The 17,458-nt window shown below is 54.4% G+C and carries 13 protein-coding genes and 6 tRNA genes (1 of these 19 only partly in view); 15 read left to right on the forward strand and 4 right to left on the reverse strand.

What is annotated here, in order from left to right; genetic code table 11:
* The 4 genes from AAFJ72_RS08460 to AAFJ72_RS08475 form a co-directional block, all read left to right on the forward strand.
* A tRNA-Met gene (locus AAFJ72_RS08460) sits at positions 1–59 on the forward strand (it extends 18 nt beyond the left edge of the window).
* A 13-nt stretch (positions 60–72) separates the two neighbouring features.
* Positions 73–148: transfer RNA gene (locus tag AAFJ72_RS08465), tRNA-His, on the forward strand.
* A gap of 5 nt (positions 149–153) precedes the next feature.
* A tRNA-Cys gene (locus AAFJ72_RS08470) sits at positions 154–227 on the forward strand.
* A 6-nt stretch (positions 228–233) separates the two neighbouring features.
* A tRNA-Arg gene (locus AAFJ72_RS08475) sits at positions 234–310 on the forward strand.
* Between the two features lie 407 nt (positions 311–717).
* On the opposite strand, the gene AAFJ72_RS08480 is transcribed toward AAFJ72_RS08475, so the two are convergent.
* On the reverse strand, positions 718–975 hold the full coding sequence (locus tag AAFJ72_RS08480; protein WP_432776745.1) for a hypothetical protein: 258 nt from the start codon (positions 973–975) through the stop codon (positions 718–720).
* Positions 976–1,339: 364 nt separating this feature from the next.
* Here AAFJ72_RS08480 and AAFJ72_RS08485 point away from each other — a divergent pair.
* The 3 genes from AAFJ72_RS08485 (at position 1,340) to AAFJ72_RS08495 (ending at position 4,101) form a co-directional block, all read left to right on the forward strand.
* Positions 1,340–1,424 (forward strand) — tRNA-Leu (locus AAFJ72_RS08485).
* A gap of 287 nt (positions 1,425–1,711) precedes the next feature.
* Complete coding sequence (locus AAFJ72_RS08490; RefSeq protein WP_432776746.1) at positions 1,712–2,950, forward strand: glycosyltransferase family 2 protein; 1,239 nt, start codon at positions 1,712–1,714, stop codon at positions 2,948–2,950.
* A gap of 182 nt (positions 2,951–3,132) precedes the next feature.
* Positions 3,133–4,101: a TIGR01212 family radical SAM protein gene (locus AAFJ72_RS08495; RefSeq protein WP_432776747.1), complete on the forward strand. Its 969-nt coding sequence runs from the start codon at positions 3,133–3,135 to the stop codon at positions 4,099–4,101.
* A 49-nt stretch (positions 4,102–4,150) separates the two neighbouring features.
* On the opposite strand, the gene AAFJ72_RS08500 is transcribed toward AAFJ72_RS08495, so the two are convergent.
* Positions 4,151–4,879: a glycerophosphodiester phosphodiesterase gene (locus tag AAFJ72_RS08500; protein WP_432776748.1), complete on the reverse strand. Its 729-nt coding sequence runs from the start codon at positions 4,877–4,879 to the stop codon at positions 4,151–4,153.
* A 372-nt stretch (positions 4,880–5,251) separates the two neighbouring features.
* On the opposite strand from AAFJ72_RS08500, the gene ablB reads away from it, so the two are divergent.
* Complete coding sequence (gene ablB / locus AAFJ72_RS08505) at positions 5,252–6,106, forward strand: putative beta-lysine N-acetyltransferase (RefSeq protein WP_432776749.1); 855 nt, start codon at positions 5,252–5,254, stop codon at positions 6,104–6,106.
* Positions 6,107–6,108: 2 nt separating this feature from the next.
* Here ablB and AAFJ72_RS08510 read toward each other — a convergent pair whose 3' ends face one another.
* Positions 6,109–7,653: a PucR family transcriptional regulator gene (locus AAFJ72_RS08510; protein ID WP_432776750.1), complete on the reverse strand. Its 1,545-nt coding sequence runs from the start codon at positions 7,651–7,653 to the stop codon at positions 6,109–6,111.
* A gap of 148 nt (positions 7,654–7,801) precedes the next feature.
* Here AAFJ72_RS08510 and AAFJ72_RS08515 point away from each other — a divergent pair, with 148 nt between their 5' ends.
* From AAFJ72_RS08515 to AAFJ72_RS08540, 6 genes are all read left to right on the forward strand, one after another.
* Positions 7,802–9,154, forward strand: coding sequence for an aspartate aminotransferase family protein (locus tag AAFJ72_RS08515; protein WP_122906958.1), 1,353 nt, complete (start codon positions 7,802–7,804; stop codon positions 9,152–9,154).
* Between the two features lie 15 nt (positions 9,155–9,169).
* Positions 9,170–9,862, forward strand: a complete 693-nt coding sequence (locus AAFJ72_RS08520; RefSeq protein ID WP_432776751.1) for a 3-oxoacid CoA-transferase subunit A — start codon at positions 9,170–9,172, stop codon at positions 9,860–9,862.
* Positions 9,844–10,521, forward strand: a complete 678-nt coding sequence (locus AAFJ72_RS08525; RefSeq protein ID WP_122906960.1) for a 3-oxoacid CoA-transferase subunit B — start codon at positions 9,844–9,846, stop codon at positions 10,519–10,521. The genes AAFJ72_RS08520 and AAFJ72_RS08525 overlap by 19 nt, the downstream gene beginning before the upstream one ends.
* Positions 10,522–10,554: 33 nt before the next feature.
* Complete coding sequence (locus AAFJ72_RS08530) at positions 10,555–11,835, forward strand: peptidase (RefSeq protein ID WP_432776752.1); 1,281 nt, start codon at positions 10,555–10,557, stop codon at positions 11,833–11,835.
* A gap of 209 nt (positions 11,836–12,044) precedes the next feature.
* Positions 12,045–12,133 (forward strand) — tRNA-Ser (locus AAFJ72_RS08535).
* 350 nt (positions 12,134–12,483) lie between these two features.
* Positions 12,484–14,052: an acyl-CoA synthetase gene (locus tag AAFJ72_RS08540; protein WP_432777161.1), complete on the forward strand. Its 1,569-nt coding sequence runs from the start codon at positions 12,484–12,486 to the stop codon at positions 14,050–14,052.
* Positions 14,053–14,129: 77 nt separating this feature from the next.
* Here AAFJ72_RS08540 and AAFJ72_RS08545 read toward each other — a convergent pair whose 3' ends face one another.
* A complete protein-coding gene (locus AAFJ72_RS08545) occupies positions 14,130–16,349 on the reverse strand; it encodes an exo-beta-N-acetylmuramidase NamZ domain-containing protein (RefSeq protein ID WP_432776753.1) in 2,220 nt (739 codons plus the stop codon).
* A gap of 269 nt (positions 16,350–16,618) precedes the next feature.
* Between AAFJ72_RS08545 and AAFJ72_RS08550 the strand changes: the two genes are divergently transcribed.
* Positions 16,619–17,401: a copper amine oxidase N-terminal domain-containing protein gene (locus tag AAFJ72_RS08550; protein WP_432777162.1), complete on the forward strand. Its 783-nt coding sequence runs from the start codon at positions 16,619–16,621 to the stop codon at positions 17,399–17,401.
* The last annotated feature ends 57 nt before the right edge of the window (positions 17,402–17,458 follow it).

Below are 17,458 nucleotides of genomic sequence, written 5' to 3' on the forward strand. Positions count from 1 at the left end.
GTTAGAGCGTTCGGTTCATACCCGAAAGGTCGGGGGTTCGAATCCCTCCACCGCTACCAACAATTTGATATGGCGGTCGTGGCGAAGGGGTTAACGCACCGGATTGTGGCTCCGGCATTCGTGGGTTCGAGTCCCATCGATCGCCCCATGCATGGGAGTATAGCCAAGTGGTAAGGCACGGGTCTGCAAAACCCTCATCCCCGGTTCAAATCCGGGTACTCCCTCCATACCCTGTCCCAGTAGCTCAGCTGGATAGAGCAACGGCCTTCTAAGCCGTCGGTCGGGAGTTCGAATCTCTCCTGGGACGCCACTTATTGAAAAGACCTCCTACAGACTCAAGTTTACCATTTGAGTTTGAAGGAGGTCTTTTTATGACAGATGACGCATACCGCAAATAAGTGTATCTAGCCCATGGCAAAACAAGATTTTTTAATCGACAGAAAATGACCAATAATGACATATATAATAAGGAAGCTTTTCGTCCAGGAGCACATTTTTCATGAGTAGATTCCTCTGAAAATCCACTCGCTACTCTATATGACGAATGAAAAGCAAAAAAGATACGCTTCCCTACAAATTTGATTTCGGACTTCCTTTTTCCGGTGGAGAGGGGACGGAGATAAGCCGAAAGCGATACACGCATCCGTTGCAAAACAATTCCATAGACAGAACCACTGGCCGCGCAGACCAGAAAGGAAGACCACGAGCACATCGTGGTCAAATAAAAGGATTGTAGTAGTAGAGGCCATGCAGGTAACGCCGCTCTGCTTTTTCTAGCGCCACTGCCTTTTCGCTCTCAAGCGAAGCACGAAGCTTCTCCCAATAGTCGGGAGTGGTATCGCTCAAATCGACCTCCAGCTTGTCACCAACCAGATTGCGAATCAGTTGCCAATCTTCCGGATGCTCATACTGCTTCATGCCGCCACCAATTAGCCGAATATCGTGCAGGAGTTGTTTAATATCCTCGGGAATCATTGTTTTCCCCCAATGACGAAAAATTTTTTTTGAGAAAGGTTGTCCTCCACTACTGGTAATAATTTGTCTTATTCGCCATAAAATATGTAGGAGAGCCGGAAAATATGGCGACGCGATCCATAGATAATTGCGTCGAAAGAAGGGGAACCGCCTCCTGAAACGACCTTGTTTTTCTGGAAAAACAGACAAAATAAGCGCTTTTTCGACAGGGTCAGAAAAGACATACGATTTAACCCAAAGATATTTGAGGTATTTGGCAGGAGGAAATCGCTATTGACTTCGATATATGGATTGTGTATACTCAGACACGTGATTCTGTGAGAGGTTAGGAATGGCTTGCTGCACAACAGCTCAAGGAAAACAGGCGGTCGTGGTGGAATTGGCAGACACACCATCTTGAGGGGGTGGCGGGGCGACCCGTGCGAGTTCGAGTCTCGCCGACCGCACCATTGTATTCAATCGAGGACGTAGATTGGTTCTCGTGTTTTCGAAATAAATCAAGCCTTTTCGACAAGGGCTTTTTTTTCTGCTCATGTTCAGGGCTTGTCGAATAGAAAGAGAAAAAGGTGGGAAAGGTGATAGGAGTGTCGTCTTTTTTCCCACTTTTGGGTCATTGATCTTGAACCGCTTTTGATGTACACTCCCAATTGGGAGAAATAAATAGAGAAATATTGGAAAAACAACACTACCTGAATCAGATCAGACCCAATTTGATTCAGGTCGAGGAGAAGAACCCATGAGTGTATTTAGAGAGATCATTGAGGGATTATTCATCGGATTCACTTCAACGGTAGGTGTGATTAGCACGTACCAAACACTGGTTTCATGTGCGGGCCTGTTCCGTAAAAAGGAGCAGGTGACAAGCGAGCCACAAAAAACATTTGCGGTACTGATTGCGGCGCATAATGAAAGTGCCGTAATCGCTCCACTGATTGAAAACCTGAAACAGCTGGACTACCCACGCGAAATGTACGACATCTTCGTCATTTGCGACAACTGTACAGACGACACAGCCGAGATCAGTCGGGCACACGGAGCCATTGCGTGCGAGCGTTTTGACACGTCCAAGCGCGGAAAAGGCTACGGGATTGAGTGGATGCTGGAGAACCTTTGGGCAATGCCAAAGCAGTACGATGCCGTCGTCATGTTTGATGCCGACAACCTGGTGGAAAAGAACTTCCTGAAAGTGATGAACGACCGACTGGTCAAAGGGGCGCGCGTGATCCAAGGCTATCTGGATTCGAAAAACCCGTTTGACTCCTGGATTACCCTGTCTTATGCTGTTACATATTGGTTTACAAACCGCATGTGGCAGCTGGCCCGTCACAACCTTGGTCTGCCAAACACATTGGGCGGTACGGGCTTGTGTATTGAGAGCAAACTGCTCAAGGAGATGGGCTGGGGAGCGACCAGCTTGACGGAAGACCTGGAGTTTGCTACGCGCTGTATTGAGCGCGGAATCTATCCGACTTGGGCCCATGATACAAAGGTTTGGGATGAGAAGCCGATTGACTTGAAGGCTTCGATGCGCCAACGATTGCGCTGGATGCAAGGCCACTACGATGTGGCGGGACGCTACATTGGAAGCGTAGTGAAAAACGGACTGAAGTCAAGAAGAGTGGGAATGCTCGACGCGGCCTTCTACCTGTTCCAGCCGATGTACGTGCTGATGGTGACGATGATGTCTTTGCTGTTCGTGGGCCGATATTTTGACATTGCGGCTCTGACGCCGGCTGCGACCATCCTGCCAGCATGGTTGGTGTACGGATCCACAGCTGTGTTTTATTTGTTGCCGTTTCTGGCGCTTTACCTTGAAAAAGTGCCGCTCAAGGGGTATTTGGGACTGCTCCTGTTGCCGTTCTTTTTCCTGACCTGGCTGCCGATCCTGTTTTACGCGTTTTTCACCAAGAAAAATCAGGTGTGGAGCCATACATCCCATACCCGTGCGATACGCATCGAGGAGATTCAGCAATAAAACCATGGAGCAAAAACCACAGGCGCGATATGCACCTGTGGTTTTCTTGTTAGGGACAGTGTAATCTGGTATAATGACGCGATCCTATCTGCGATAGCGATACAACAGGCAGCAAGGCACCTGAGCGTTGGCTGTGAGACAAAATACGAACACACAGCCGGTCTACGAGGAGGTATGCAGTGATGAAACTGGCACCACAACATTGCGATCACGACACTCCCATGCTGTGGGGAGACAAGCGATACCATACATGGAACTACCACCTGCGCTCCACCTTTCACGAAAAAATTTTCAAGGTTCCGCTGGACGGAGGCTTCACTTGCCCAAACCGGGACGGTACGGTCGCGACGGGCGGCTGTACTTTTTGCAGCGCACGCGGCTCCGGTGATTTCGCTGGCGACCGGAGAATGGACCTGGAGCGCCAGTTTCACGAGGTGAAAACACGGATGCACGCCAAGTGGCCCCAGGCCAAATACCTTGGCTTTTTCCAGGCGTACACGAACACGTACGCCCCTGTAGACGAACTGCGCGAGATGTACGAGGTCATTCTCCGGCAGGAAGGGGTAGTCGGCCTCTCGATCGCAACGCGCCCTGACTGCCTGCCAGACGATGTGGTGGAGTATTTGGCGGAGCTGAACGAGCGGACGTACCTGTGGGTGGAACTGGGCCTGCAAACGATCCACGAGCATACCGCGCAACTGATTAACCGGGCGCACGACTACGCCTGCTATGTCGACGCAGTGGAGAGGCTGCGCAAGCACAACATTCGCGTCTGTACGCACATCATCTACGGGTTGCCGGGAGAATCGCACGAAGAAATGATGCAGACGGCAGAAGCAGTCGCCCACCTCGATGTGCAAGGAATCAAAATTCACTTGCTGCACCTGTTGCGCAAGACGCCGATGGTCAAGCAGTACGAGGCGGGCCTGCTGGAATTTCTTTCACAGGAGGAGTATACCAAGCTCGTCGTCGATACACTCGAAATTTTGCCGCCGGAAATGATTGTCCACCGCATCACAGGCGATGGGCCAAAGGACTTGCTGATCGGACCGATGTGGAGCCGCAAAAAATGGGAAGTGCTGAACGGGATCAATGCCGAGCTGAACCGCCGCAACAGTTGGCAGGGAAAATTTTACGTTCCGCACCCGTAACAGTTGAGTACAAAAAGGAGCCTTCCGCAACAGGCTCCTTTTTGCTTGGCTATTCGGCTTCGATGATTTTTCTGGCGCGTCCCGGATAGTTGGTAATGATCCCGTCTGCGCCCATATCGACCGCCCGCTGGATTTGCCGACTGCTGTTCACCGTCCAACTGTAGACAGTCAGTTGGCGCTGTCTGGCCTGTTGGACCAGTTCGGGAGTCAGTTGGTCGTACGGGACGTGCAGTTGCTCGCAGTGGTACTGGCTTGCGACTGCCCACGGCTTTGTGATCGGGCCGACGTATAGAAGCCCGGTCGTTTGCGCAGGGTCCAATTCCTTGATTCGCAACAAGCTGTCGAAGTTAAACGTGGAAATGACCGTTCGTTCCGTCAACTGGTAGCGTCGGATCAGCTCGATGACTTTTTCTTCGAGGTGGGGCTGGTTCTGAAAAAAATTTTTCAGCTCGATAATAAAACGCAACGATGTATCCGAAAAGGCTTGAAATACCTCACGCAGAAGGGGAATCCGGGCTTTGGGAAAACGCGTGGAGCAAGCTTTGTCGGCACGCAGCTGGCGCAGCTCGCGCATCGTATAGCCGCGCACAGGCCCGGAGCCGTTTGTCGTCCGTTCCAGTCGGTGATCGTGAATGACGGCCAGTTTGTTGTCGCGGCTTAGCTGGACGTCCAGCTCAATCCCGTCCGCCCGCTTGCGGACAGCAGCGTGAAAAGCTTCCATCGTGTTTTCCGGATACAGGCCGGAAGCGCCGCGATGCGCAAACACAAGTGTAGACACGTGGGCTTCCTCCCTTCTCAAGACGTGTCATCCCTATTACATGCATATGTAGGTGGCCCCTCGATACTACCTATCCTGAGGGGCACAAAAAAGATCCTATGAGATTGAGACGAGAACGATGACGAGGAGAACGAACAGAACCAAAACAAGGGCAAAATCGTTGTTTCTGCTGCAGCTCATAAATACCCCCTCCTTCCCAGATGGAGCAACTCCCTTCATCTTATGAACCCATAGGGAAAATGGCGCTCGTCGAATGCCCAACCTGGTCGCATTTGTGCCTGACTGCCCACTTTTTATACAGATTGGCAGATGACGCAGTAGCTCTGTCTGCTACAATGAAAGCACAAGGATACAAAGGAGAGGGGCAGTTTCATGACACAGGCACAGATTGAGGAAATGCTCGCGACGGGCGATTTGGTAGACGATCGGCAAAACCGCAGGGTCAAGCTGCATCTGTACGACCGGACGCGGCTAAAGGAATACGACCAGATGCTGCGGCAGGTGGCAGAAAAGTCGGGTGCGACCAAGCTGATCGTCTACGGGAAAAAGCGGGATGTAGCGGAGTGGCTTGCGCTTGGTTATCGGCAGGAAGGGGTTATTGACGGATTTTTTCAAGGAGAAAATGCCTACATGCTCACGGCGTATGTGACAGAGGAACGGGCGACGTCGACAGCGTCTGAGCTGGCAGAGGAAATTTTGGCGCTCAGTCTGGCAAAGGCGGGAGCTGGGGAAGCAAAGCCGCTGCCGGAAGGGTACAGCATGCGTCCGGCAACAGAGGCGGATGCAGAGGAGCTGGCACGTCTGTACAGTCTTGTATTCGCGACGTATCCTACCCCCATGGATGATCCGGAGTACGTGCGCAAGACGATGCAGGAGGGAACCGTCTACTACGTCGTCGAGCATGCTGGCAGGATTGCCTGCGCCGCATCTGCCGAAGTGTCGAAGCGAATGGGTTCGGCGGAAATGACCGACTGTGCCACTCACCCGGATCACACGGGAAAAGGCCTCCTCCAGCCGCTGTTTTGCGCTCTGGAAAAAAAGATGGAGGAGGCAGGGATTTACTATCTCTACACCTTGACCCGGGCGCAATCGGCAGGGATGAACGTGACAGCGGCCAAGATGGGCTATCAATATCGGGGGCGGCTCATCAACAACTGCACGATTTTTTCCGGATTCGAAGACATGAACATCTGGGTGAAGCCGCTGCGGCAAACCAGGGACGAATAGGGCTACTCGCGGGAAGGAAACAGCTGCTGCTGCAGACGGCGGGCCATGAGCGCCAGTTGAAGCTGCCAGCGCTGGTTGGCATCCTCCAGGCGGTAGCCTGTTTTTTCTTCGATCTGGGTCAGACGGTATTTCAGGGTGTGGCGGTGAATATATAACGCTTGGGAGGTTTGCAGGCCGTTCCCGTTATGGGCGAGGTACACCTCCAGCGTTTCCAGCAGTTGCTGGTTGTATTTGCTGTCGTAGCGAATCAAGGGTTCCAGGATCGGCTTCCACAGGCCGTGCATGCTCTGTTCGTCGCGGTGGTAAGGAAACAGGAACTGGTAGCCTTGCATGTCCCGGTAACGCAGCATTTCGGGGGCACGGGCGAGCAGGGGATAGGCCTGGAGCGCAAACATGGCTTCCTCGGAGGCGCCAAAAACGTCTGTCAGCTGCTCGCGCGGATTGCTGATGGCGATCTGCAGAGTCGCAGAGGGATGCAGCCCCTCCCAGCGCGCTGTGAACTGCTCCAGAAGAAGCAGGCTTGTCCGGTCGTCGGGCAGCACGAACAAGAGGCAATGAGGCCGTTCCCGCAGCAAATACGAGCGCTGGTGGAGGTCGCACAGCCTGCGCATCAGCGTAATGGCGCTTTGGTGCAGCTCCCCGCGTCTGGCATGTTTGTCTGTGTCCACCTTGAGCGCTACGACGAGATGCTTGCCGGACAGCGGGTACCCCAGCATGCGACAGCGGCTTTCCAGCTCTTGCGGACTCATCGGCTTTCCGTTTAACAGCTCCTCGACGAAGTCGCCTTTCAGCCGCCATTCGGTCGCGGAAACGGCGCGTTCTTTTACATATTCCAGCGCACACAAGGTAGCTGCGTGCTGGAGTGCCACATCGTCCAGCTCCTTCCACGCTTCCCGTGGCTTGGCCAGACTGAGCGTGCCGAAATGCTCGCGGCTGGCGCGAATCGGCACGGAATGCAAGTGCTTTCCGCCTTCGTCACTGGACTGCTCTCTCGGGCAGCCGTGCTGGGTTACTTCAAAGCCGAACGCGTCCAAAATCGTCACCCCGCCACCTGTCAGCTCTGCCAACTCGGCGGCGATGGCGGGCAGTCCGCCTTTGGACAGGGCTGCGTCGATCATCCGGTTGTGGATCGCCTGCGAGTAGGCGAGCGTCTCGAACTGCCGGTTGACAATCGGCTGCAAAATGGCTTTCGTTATCGTCGAGAAGTTGATTTCGGTCGGAATTTCAATAAGCGGGAGCTGGTGGCGATCAGCCATCGCAAGAAAGCTTTCGGGAATTTCCCGCAAGTAAAATCCGGTGTGGATGGCGACTCCGCTCAGCTTTTGCCGCGCCAGAGTCGGAATGAACGAGCTTTGCCGCTCCACATTTTCAGCGAGGCCGAATCCGGTCGTAATCAAAAACTCGCCTTCCTGCAATCGGCTGGCGTCTTCGAGCACCTCGACTATCGTCACCCAGCGAATCGGATTGTCCAGTCCGCCCGCTCCGGCGATCAGCCGCGTCTGCACCATGTCTGGAAGCTGCAGGGCCTCTCGGATCGTAATCGTCACGAGGTACACCTCCGTGTCGCAAAGTTCTTTATACAAAATGTACAAAAGATTATGTCTCTTTGCCATATTTTTTTGCCAGCGCGTCGGATGGATGAACGGCACAGGTCAGCTAGGATAGAGGGAGAGAATAAGCGAGGTGGCGACGATCATGAGCAGAAGCTATGTAATCAAACCGGAGTTGGGCAAGACGTATCCGTTCATTTCTCATGGCAAAGGCATTTATTTATACGATAAAGAAGGCAACCGCTATATCGACGGCTGCAGCGGTGCTGTAACCGCGAGCATCGGCCACGGGGTGGAAGAAGTCGCCGAAGCGATGTACCAACAGGCCAAACAAGTATCGTTTGCGTACCGCTCGCACTTCAGCAGTGACGCTGTGGAGGAACTGGGAGCGAAGCTGGCCGAGTGGGCACCGGGCTCGCTGAACTGGACGTTTTTTGTGAGCAGCGGCTCCGAAGCGACCGAGACCGCGCAAAAAATCGCAATCCAATACTGGCAGGAAAAAGGCAGACCGACGAAAAACCGGATCATCTCCCGCTGGATGAGCTACCACGGGATCACGATGGGGGCGCTCTCCATGTCGGGCCACGTCCTGCGCCGGAAGCGCTTCGTTCCGCTTTTGGAGGACTATCCGACGATTACCGGGCCGTATCCGTACAGAAGACCAGCAGGCATGTCGCTGGAAGCGTACGCGCTGGAATGCGCGAATGAACTGGAGCGGGCCATCCTGCGCATCGGAGCCGAGCAGGTAGCGGCCTTTATCGCGGAGCCAGTCATCGGGGCTTCCGGCGGTGCGGTCGTCCCGCCAGACGGCTACTTCCAGCGGATTCGCGAAATTTGCGACAAGTACGAAGTGCTGTTTATCGCGGACGAAGTCATGACAGGGGTTGGCCGCACCGGAAAAGCGTTCGGCGTCGATCACTGGGGCGTCGTGCCTGACCTGATGACGCTTGGCAAAGGGATGAGCGCCGGCTATACGCCGATGGCTGCCACAATGGTGACTGATGAAATTATCGAGACGATCACCAAAGGAAGCGGCCTGATTATGGCAGGACACACGTACAGCGCCAACCCGCAGTCTGCTGCCGTTTCGCTTGCGGTTTTGCAATACGTCGAGAAACACGGCTTGATCGAAAAAGCAGCCGAGCAAGGCGCTTACTTGCTGTCTCGCCTGCAGGAGCTGGCAGAGGAATTGCCGCTAGTCGGTGAGGCGCGCGGTTTGGGTATGCTTTGCGGCCTGGAATTTGTCAAAAACAAAGAAACGAAAGAGCCGTTTGCCTTGTCAGAGGGAGTGGCTGCAAAGATTATCGCGAAGGCATTCGAAAAAGGGTTGCTCATCTATCCGGCCATCGGTGGCATTGATGGCGTGGCAGGCGACTCGGTCATTGTCGCTCCGCCACTGACGATTACAAAAGAGCAGATCGACGAACTGATCGCCCTCTTGAAAGAGGCGATTGTCAGCGTCCAGCAGGAGCTAAAAGACAAGGCGCTGATTGGCTAGAGGGAGGAGACAGCAATGACGAACCGTTTTGATAAAGTAGTGACTCTACAAGAAGCGTTATCCCATTTTCGCGATGGGATGACGCTTCTGGCAGGCGGTTTTGGCGGAGTAGGCAATCCGCCGACACTCATCCAGGGTATTTTGGAACTTGGTGTGCGCGACTTGATCCTGATTAGCAACGACACGGCGTTTCCGCACATCGGGATCGGCAAGCTGGTGACAGAGCGACGCGTGAAAAAAGTAATCGCTTCTCACATCGGCTCCAACCCGAACGCAGGGGCGCAAATGACGGCAGGCGAGCTGGAGGTCGAGTTTTGCCCGCAGGGGATTCTCGCCGAGCGTGTACGGGCAGGTGGGGTCGGTCTGGGCGGGATTCTGTCTGACGTGGGCATTGGCACGATTGCGGAAAAAGGCAAGCAAAAAGTCGTGCTGGACGGCAAAGAGTATCTGCTGGAGACGCCGCTGACGGCAGAAGTGGCGATTGTCCATGCGAAAAAGGCGGATCGCTTCGGCAACCTGGTGTACGATACGAGCGCGCGCAACTTTAATCCGCTGGTGGCGATGGCGGGCGACATTACGATTGTGGAAGCGGATGAGATTGTCGAGGTTGGCGAACTGGACCCGGAGGAAATCGTCACGCCGGGCGTCTTCGTCAACTACATCGTGCAAAGTGAAGGGGTGAACTGGCGATGGGCGTGGGAGAAGTAAAAGAGACCGAGAGCTACCGCGAGCGAATCGCGCGCAGGGCGGCGATGGAAGTCGAGGACGGCATGATTATCAATTTGGGGATCGGCATTCCTACGCTGGTGGCCGATTTCATCCCTGCGGACAAACGCGTCATGTTTCACGCGGAAAACGGTATATTGGGTACCGGACCGAGCCCGGCCAAAGGAGAGGAAAACGCCATGCTGTGCAATGCGGGCGGCTTTCCGGTCACGCTGGTGCCGGGAGCGTCCTTTTTTGACAGCGCCACGGCCTTTGCGATCATTCGCCGCGGCTTGCTGGACATGACGATTCTCGGCGTCCTCGAAGTGAGCCAAAACGGGGATATTGCCAACTGGATCGTGCCGGGCAAACGCGTGCCAGGTATGGGCGGAGCGATGGAGCTGGCGCAAAAAGCGAAAAAGGTCATGGTCGTGACCACGCACCTCGACAAAAACGGCCGCTCCAAAATCGTGCGCGAATGCTCGCTTCCGCTGACAGCAAGCAAGGCGGCGAACTGGATCATCACCGATATGGCTGTGATGGAAGTGAAACCGGACGGGCTGTATTTGCGCGAGGTCATGTATCCGTACAGCGTGGCCGATGTGATTGGAGCGACCGAAGCCGAACTGAAAGTAGAGGGAGAAGTCGGCGTATTCCGCTAGGCAAAGACGATTCCAAAAGAACGGGGGTAGAGCATGGCGAATTGGCAAGCACTAATACGAGAGCAGTTGGAAAAAGATCGGGAGGCTTCCGTCAAGCTGCTGCAGGAATGGGTGCAAAGTCCGAGCGTGCAAGGAGCGGAGGAAGCCATTCAAAAAAGCATTGCCGAGCTTTTGACGAAAATGGGGCTGGCAGTCGACTTGTGGGTCATGGAGGGAGAGGAGCTCGTTTCTCATCCTTACTTCGTGTCGCCCCGCCAAACGTTTGAAGGCAGCCCGAACGTAGTCGGTGTATGGAAGGGTGCAGGCGGTGGCCGCTCGCTCATTTTGAACGGACACGTCGACGTCGTTCCCCCAGGCGATTACGCGCAGTGGAGCGACGATCCGTTCAGCGGAAAGGTAGTGGATGGGAAATTGTACGGACGGGGCGCAACGGACATGAAGGGGGGCAACCTGTCCTCGCTGCTCGCCATCTCCGTGCTGCAAAAGCTGGGTGTCCGGCTCAAGGGAGACGTCATCTACCAGAGCGTCGTGGAGGAAGAGAGCGGGGGAGCAGGAACGCTCGCGACGATTCTGCGCGGCTACAAGGCAGATGCCGCACTCGTCCCTGAGCCAACCAACATGAAAATTTTTCCGAAACAGCAAGGCTCGATGTGGTTCCGCCTGACTGTCAAGGGCCGTTCTGCTCACGGCGGCACACGCTACGAAGGGGTGAGCGCCATCGAGAAAAGCATGCTGGTCGTGCAAGCGATTGGCCGCCTGGAAAAAGAGCGCAACGATCGTCTGGATGATCCGCTGTACGCCAAGCTGCCGATCCCGATTCCGATCAACATCGGGGTGATCGAGGGAGGAAAATGGCCGTCGTCTGTCGCCGATCTCGTCAAGCTGGAAGGCCGGATGGGCGTAGCGCCGGGCGAGCAGATGGACGATGCCAAGGCGGAAATGGAAGCAGCGTTGAAGCGTCTTGCAAAAGTCGATCCGTGGTTTGCCGAGCATCCTGTCGAGCTGGAGTGGTATGGTGCGCGCTGGGTGCCGGGAGACGTCCCGCAGGATCATCCGCTCATGGAGATTTTGCAGGACAAGTTCGCAGCAGTGACGGGCGAGCGAGCCATCGTGGAAGCTTCGCCGTGGGGAACGGACGGCGGCTTGCTGACGGCGCTGGCCGATACGCCTGCCATCGTCGTGGGGCCGGGCGTTACACAGGTTGCGCACTACCGGGACGAGTACATCGTGCTCGATGACGTGTTCCGCTGCGCAGAGATTTTTGCGCTGACGCTCATTGATTGGTGTGGCGTTGCGGAAGGTCCATTGAAGTAGACGAACCCGATGCAGGCAGTTCTGTCGCCTGGAGCTGCCTGTGTCGATTCCAAGGCGAAAGCGGACGCAGGTGTGTCGCGCTGGCCGTTCGGGGTGTTTGCCGTGGAAGCCGCAGAAAAGCGGCAGGTTGGCGGTGTCAGATTCAGCCCCGTCGGAGTCGCTTGCATGCAAGGTCGGGGCTGTGCTATATTTGAGTTAATCAGCAACGCGGAGGGATACCGAAGTGGTCATAACGGGGCGGTCTTGAAAACCGTTAGAGTGCAAGCTCACGCGGGTTCGAATCCTGCTCCCTCCGCCATCTTTTTTTCTGACAAACTACAACTTGCAGGACGAGGCGATCTCTTTTTTTCAAAAGAGGTCTTTTTCTTTTTCGACAACAAAAGCCTGCTTTGCCGAGTCCAGCAAGCACAGGACGGTCCATTGGCGGACTATCCGTTTTTTTCCTCAATATCCAGAAGAACCAATATCGAAGCTTGGCGCGATATGAGATATGCTGTAACCAAGGACTCGATTGTTTCTTGGGGCCTGCGGCAGCTTCAATAATGCAGAGGAAGCTGCCGCTTTTTTTATGATAAAAAATCAGAAAATAAATACAAAACAGAAAATAAAAATATAATAAAGGCAAACGAGGATGAGGGAGGTATCATGATGATCGAAACCCAACGAACCAGAAGAAATACGCTTGGTGACATCCTGCGAAGAAGCCGAATGCGGTACCCGGACAAAATTGCCTTGCAGTTTGAGGAAGAAGTTCTTACATACAGCGAGCTCGATCAATTGGTCAATCAGGCGGCCCATACATTCCTCGCCAATGGTCTGCAAAAGGGCGAGAGAGTGGCGGTGCTGTCTCGAAACTCGATGGATTTTGCCATTCTCAACTTTGCGCTTGCCAAAGCGGGACTGATTATGGTGCCGATCAACTTCATGCTGAACACGAGTGATGTGGCGTTTATTTTGGGTCACGCGGAGGTGAGCGCCTGCTTTGTAGCTCCGGAGTTTCTCACCGTGGCCCAAGAGGCGATTGTACAGGCTGAGCTGTCGCCCAAGCTGCTCGCGCTCATCTCCAGACCTGCAAAGCCGGAAGGAGCGTGGGTGCCGTTTCGCACGTTGATTCAGGATGCGAGCACCAACGAGCCGGAGCAGGAACTGTTTGACGACGATGTTGCGCACATATTGTATACGAGCGGTACGGAGTCGCGGCCAAAAGGGGTCATGCTGACGCACAGCAGCATTTTGTCCGAATACGTAAGCACGATCATTGACGGGAACATGGCCCACGATGACGTGGCGATTCACGCGCTACCGCTGTTTCATAGTGCACAACTGCATTGCTTCCTGGGGCCCTACATTTATCTGGGGGGAACAGGCATCATCCTGGAGCAGGCAACGCCCGGACTGATCCTGGAGATGGTCGAGACGCACAAGGCGACACAGCTGTTTTGTCCGCCAACCGTCTGGATTGCCCTGCTGCGCTCGCCTGAGTTTGCCTCCCGCAACCTTTCCTCCCTGCAAAAATGTTACTACGGAGCGGCAATCATGCCGGTCGAAGTGCTGAAGGAGCTGGGGACACGCCTGCCGAACGCACAGTTTTACAACTTTTATGGCCAAACGGAGGTAGCACCGCTGGCGACAGTCTTGCCGCCGCAGGATCAGATACGCAAAGCAGGCTCGGCAGGCAAGCCTGCGCTGAACGTGGAGACGAAAATTGTGGATGAGGAAGGGAACGAGGTGCCAAGGGGCTGCATTGGCGAGATTGTGCATCGAACCAGCCATGCGATGATCGGCTATTTTCGCGACGAGGAGAAGACGCGGGCGGCCTTCAAGGGAGGCTGGTTCCATAGCGGTGACTTGGGGATAATGGATGAGGAAGGATATATCACGATTGTAGACCGCAAAAAGGACATGATTAAATCAGGTGGCGAGAACGTGGCGAGCAGGGAAGTGGAGGAGCTGATTTACCAGCATCCAAAAGTATCCGAGGTGGCGGTGATCGGTGTTCCGCATCCGTACTGGATCGAGGCGGTGACGGCGGTCGTTGTGCCGAAGGCGGGCGAGACGTTGACGGCAGAGGAGTTGCTCGCGTTTTGCAAGGAGCGTCTTGCTTCGTTCAAAGCACCGAAGTATGTTTTCATCACAGATACCCTGCCGCGCAACCCTAGCGGGAAAATATTGAAGCGCGAGCTGCGTCTGCGGTACGACACGCTTCCAGCCACGTAGTTGCCTGCTGACAAATGAACGCAAAACCCGCCCGACGGCCGGATGGTCCGGTTTGTCGAGCGGGTTTTTTCGTGCGTCTATTTCACATGGGAGACCGTCGGCCGATCAGGGCTGATGACTTCGAAGCGGTAGCCTTTTGACTTTAAAAAGGTAATGACTTCCGGAAGGGATTGCGCCGTTGGCGTTTTCGTACTTGCGTCGTGCATGAGTACGACAATCTCTTTTTGCGATTTTACTTGCTGTTTAATAGTGGCGAGTGCCTGCTGGGCTGTGTATTGATTGCTGCGGGCGTCGCCGTTGGTGACATTCCAGTCGATGAACGTGTAGCCTTTTTTGTTCGCTTCGGCCTTAATGGCGCTCATGACTGTTTTTTGGCTGTTGTACCGTTTCGGGTCCTGGTATTTGAGGCTGACCGTGTTGGTGCTGCCGCCCGGATAGCGGAACAAGACAGGCTTGGTGCCAATTGCTTTTTCGATGAGCTGATTGCCTTTTTCCAGGTCGGCAAAAAAGGCTTCAGTGCTTTTGTAGACGACTTGGTAATCGTGTGAGTACGTATGCCCGCCAATGGCGTGCCCTTCTGCGACCGCCCGCTTCAAAATCGCTTCGTTGCCAGGGACGTATCTGCCTACGACGAAGAAAGTAGCTTTCACCTGGTATTTTTTCAGCGTATCGAGGATGTGCGGTGTCACAGGTGACGGGCCGTCGTCAAATGTCAGATACGCGATTTTTTCCCCAGTGTTCGGCGCTGGTGCCACGGGCGGCTTGGGGGCCGGGGTGGTTGTGCCTGGCGGCTGGGCAGTCCCCGGTTTTGCAGCCGGAGCCGTCGCACCCGGTGCCTGAGGCGTTTCAGGCTTCGGAGCTTGCGTCGTCGAGCCGGGCGGCTGAGAAGTGCCAGGCTTCGGAGCTGGGGTAGTCGCACCCGGTGCCTGAGGCGTTTCAGGCTTCGGAGCTTGCGTCGTCGCACCTGGCGGTTGAGCCGTTCCGGACTGCGGCGGCAGATCCGTCGTAACCGTCCCAAGTTCGGGTGCCGGAGCGGTTGTACCAGTCGGCGGTGTTGCTTCCGTTGCTACTGACCCGCTGTGAATTGGCTTGGTTGGAACGAACGGGACATCGCCATAAATGAAAAAGTTTTTGCGCAGCTCCTTGAATTTGCCAAGCGCTTCCGCGTAGGAGTCAACGATTTCTTGCGGGCTTTTCCCTTGCGCAAGCAGTTGGCCGATTTTGTTTGTACCCATCACCTGCTCGAACAACGTAATCTCCTTGTCCGTGCCAAGCGGTACAGGGAAGGGCTGAAGCTGTCTTGCATAGGCAAGCGCGTACAACCCCGTTTTTACCGGATTGAAGCTGCGCGGATCGTAAATGCGCAGCCTGACGCCGCCTGCTTTCCCCTTTTTCTCCGGGAGAAAAATCACGCCTGGCAACAGGCTGCCGTTCATGAGATCGGCGTATCGCACGGAATCGATGCCTTCTGCGCCAACCCAAGTAAAATGGTCTGCCTGGGTAACGGGGGTGCCCTCGCCAAGTCCTGTCGCCATGTAGCCGTAGACCGAAGACAGGTCAGGCAAGTGTGGGGAGCCCGGAACCCAGCTCAGCCCCGTCTCCTGATAGAGCATGGAGCGGGTGTAGCCCTGCATGGGAACGACGTACAGGTCAGCGCCTATGGTACGGTTGAAAAACAGGGCAAGCTCGCCAATCGTCATGCCATGGGCCAGCGGCAGCTCGTCGACGCCGAGAAAGGATTCATACCGCTTTTCCAGCACGGGCCCTTCCACGATGGTGCCGCCGAGCGGGTTGGGGCGGTCGAGTACGATAACCTGCTTTCCTTGCTCCTTTGCGGCCGTCATGGCGTATTTGAGCGTCGATAGGTAAGTGTACGTCCGGGAGCCAATGTCTTGCAGATCGACGAGAAGCGTGTCAAGATGCCCAAGCATTTCCGGTGTTGGCTGGCGGGTTGAGCCGTACAAGCCGTAGACCGGAATGCCATAGACCGGGTGAATGAAGCTCTCCGGCTGGCTTGCCACCTGTGCCTTGCCATCCAGCCCATACTCGGGAGCGAACAACGCTGTGAGCGTGACGGAGCGGTCACGACGCAACAGGTCGATGGTGCTCGTTCCTTGACTATTGACGCCGGTTTGGTTGGTAATCAGCCCGACTTTTTTTTCCTCGATCAAATGATGGAATTGGTCGAACAGTACATCGCTTCCCAATTGAACAGCAGCTGTGTTCGCAGAGCTGCCTCCGGGGGGAAGCATGGTCAAGATCAGTGCCAGGATAAGAAAAGGAATAAATTTTTTCATCATCATTGCCTCTTTCGAAGAAAAATACAGTCGTTTCTAAATTCATTGTAACGGTTTTTGACAGAATGATGGCTTTATTTTTGTAACAATTTGAAATTAGGTCTAAAGATAGAGGAATAGCGTATTTTTTGACGATTACCAGTTGGTTCCTGCTTGTCCAATCCGGTTCATTCCTTTTACAATGACAGTACGGTCTTGGCAAGGAATGGCTTGAAACCGCACCAAGCCTATAGTAGATTAAGAATCGTGTGAATCTTATCGGAAACGGAGTGGACATCTTGCTGAAAAAACTCGCATCTTTTGTGCTGGCAATTGCTCTGGTGCCTACGGCAACATTTTCTGCGGCGGCAGCTTCTGCCCCTGTGCAGAGTGCCGTCAAGGTGGAGTACAATAAAAAAGAAATTGTATTCCCCGATCAAAAGCCGCTGATCCGCGACAGCCGGACACTGGTACCGATTCGTCCGATTGCGGAAACATTGGGTTTTAAGGTCGATTGGAACGAGAAAACGAGAACAGTGACGATTGACAAAGGAAACGACAACATCCGTCTCGTCGTCACACAAAAAATTGCCAAGAAAAATGGACAAACGATCAATCTGGACGTGCCTGCGCAAATCGTCAACCAGCGCACCGTCGTGCCTGTTCGTTTTATTGCCGAGGCGCTGAGTTACAAGGTCGATTGGGATCAGGCTACGCAAACGGTTTTGATTGCGGATCAGGCTGTTGTTGAGGAAGAAAAGCCCCAAGAGCCGGCCAAGCCTGCAGAAGACAATAGCAAACCGGAGCAGGCAAGCTTTTTTGATAAGGACAGCATTTCTGGAAAAAGTTTCCGTCTGGGGACGATGGGCATCTACGAAATCCTTGGAACCGTTGATCCAAAGGCAGAGGTGACGGTCACTTTGGAAGGAAAGACGTATGAGGTAGAAGTCAAGGCGGATGGAACTTTCGAGTTTTATCGGACCACCTACGATGGCATTAAAAATTTCACACTCAAGGCTGAAGTCGATGGCAAAGAGGATACATTCGAGGGCGAGTTTGCTGCTCGAAACTAAGCCAGCCACTTCCTGAGTAAGAACACCTCCCGCGCACCACACTATGCGCAAGGAGGT

It is taken from the genome of Brevibacillus gelatini (assembly GCF_050920745.1).
GTDB classification, from domain to species: Bacteria; Bacillota; Bacilli; order Brevibacillales; family Brevibacillaceae; genus Brevibacillus; species Brevibacillus gelatini.

Excerpts from the sequence above, each read along its gene's own strand:
- AAFJ72_RS08530 (WP_432776752.1), top strand. The coding sequence starts at position 10,555 with ATGGCGAATTGGCAAGCACTAATACGAGAGCAGTTGGAAAAAGATCGG.
- AAFJ72_RS08525 (WP_122906960.1), top strand. The coding sequence starts at position 9,844 with ATGGGCGTGGGAGAAGTAAAAGAGACCGAGAGCTACCGCGAGCGAATC.
- AAFJ72_RS08520 (WP_432776751.1), top strand. The coding sequence starts at position 9,170 with ATGACGAACCGTTTTGATAAAGTAGTGACTCTACAAGAAGCGTTATCC.
- AAFJ72_RS08495 (WP_432776747.1), top strand. The coding sequence starts at position 3,133 with ATGAAACTGGCACCACAACATTGCGATCACGACACTCCCATGCTGTGG.
- AAFJ72_RS08540 (WP_432777161.1), top strand. The coding sequence starts at position 12,484 with ATGATCGAAACCCAACGAACCAGAAGAAATACGCTTGGTGACATCCTG.
- AAFJ72_RS08515 (WP_122906958.1), top strand. The coding sequence starts at position 7,802 with ATGAGCAGAAGCTATGTAATCAAACCGGAGTTGGGCAAGACGTATCCG.
- AAFJ72_RS08480 (WP_432776745.1), bottom strand. The coding sequence starts at position 975 with ATGATTCCCGAGGATATTAAACAACTCCTGCACGATATTCGGCTAATT.
- AAFJ72_RS08490 (WP_432776746.1), top strand. The coding sequence starts at position 1,712 with ATGAGTGTATTTAGAGAGATCATTGAGGGATTATTCATCGGATTCACT.
- ablB (WP_432776749.1), top strand. The coding sequence starts at position 5,252 with ATGACACAGGCACAGATTGAGGAAATGCTCGCGACGGGCGATTTGGTA.
- AAFJ72_RS08545 (WP_432776753.1), bottom strand. The coding sequence starts at position 16,349 with ATGAAAAAATTTATTCCTTTTCTTATCCTGGCACTGATCTTGACCATG.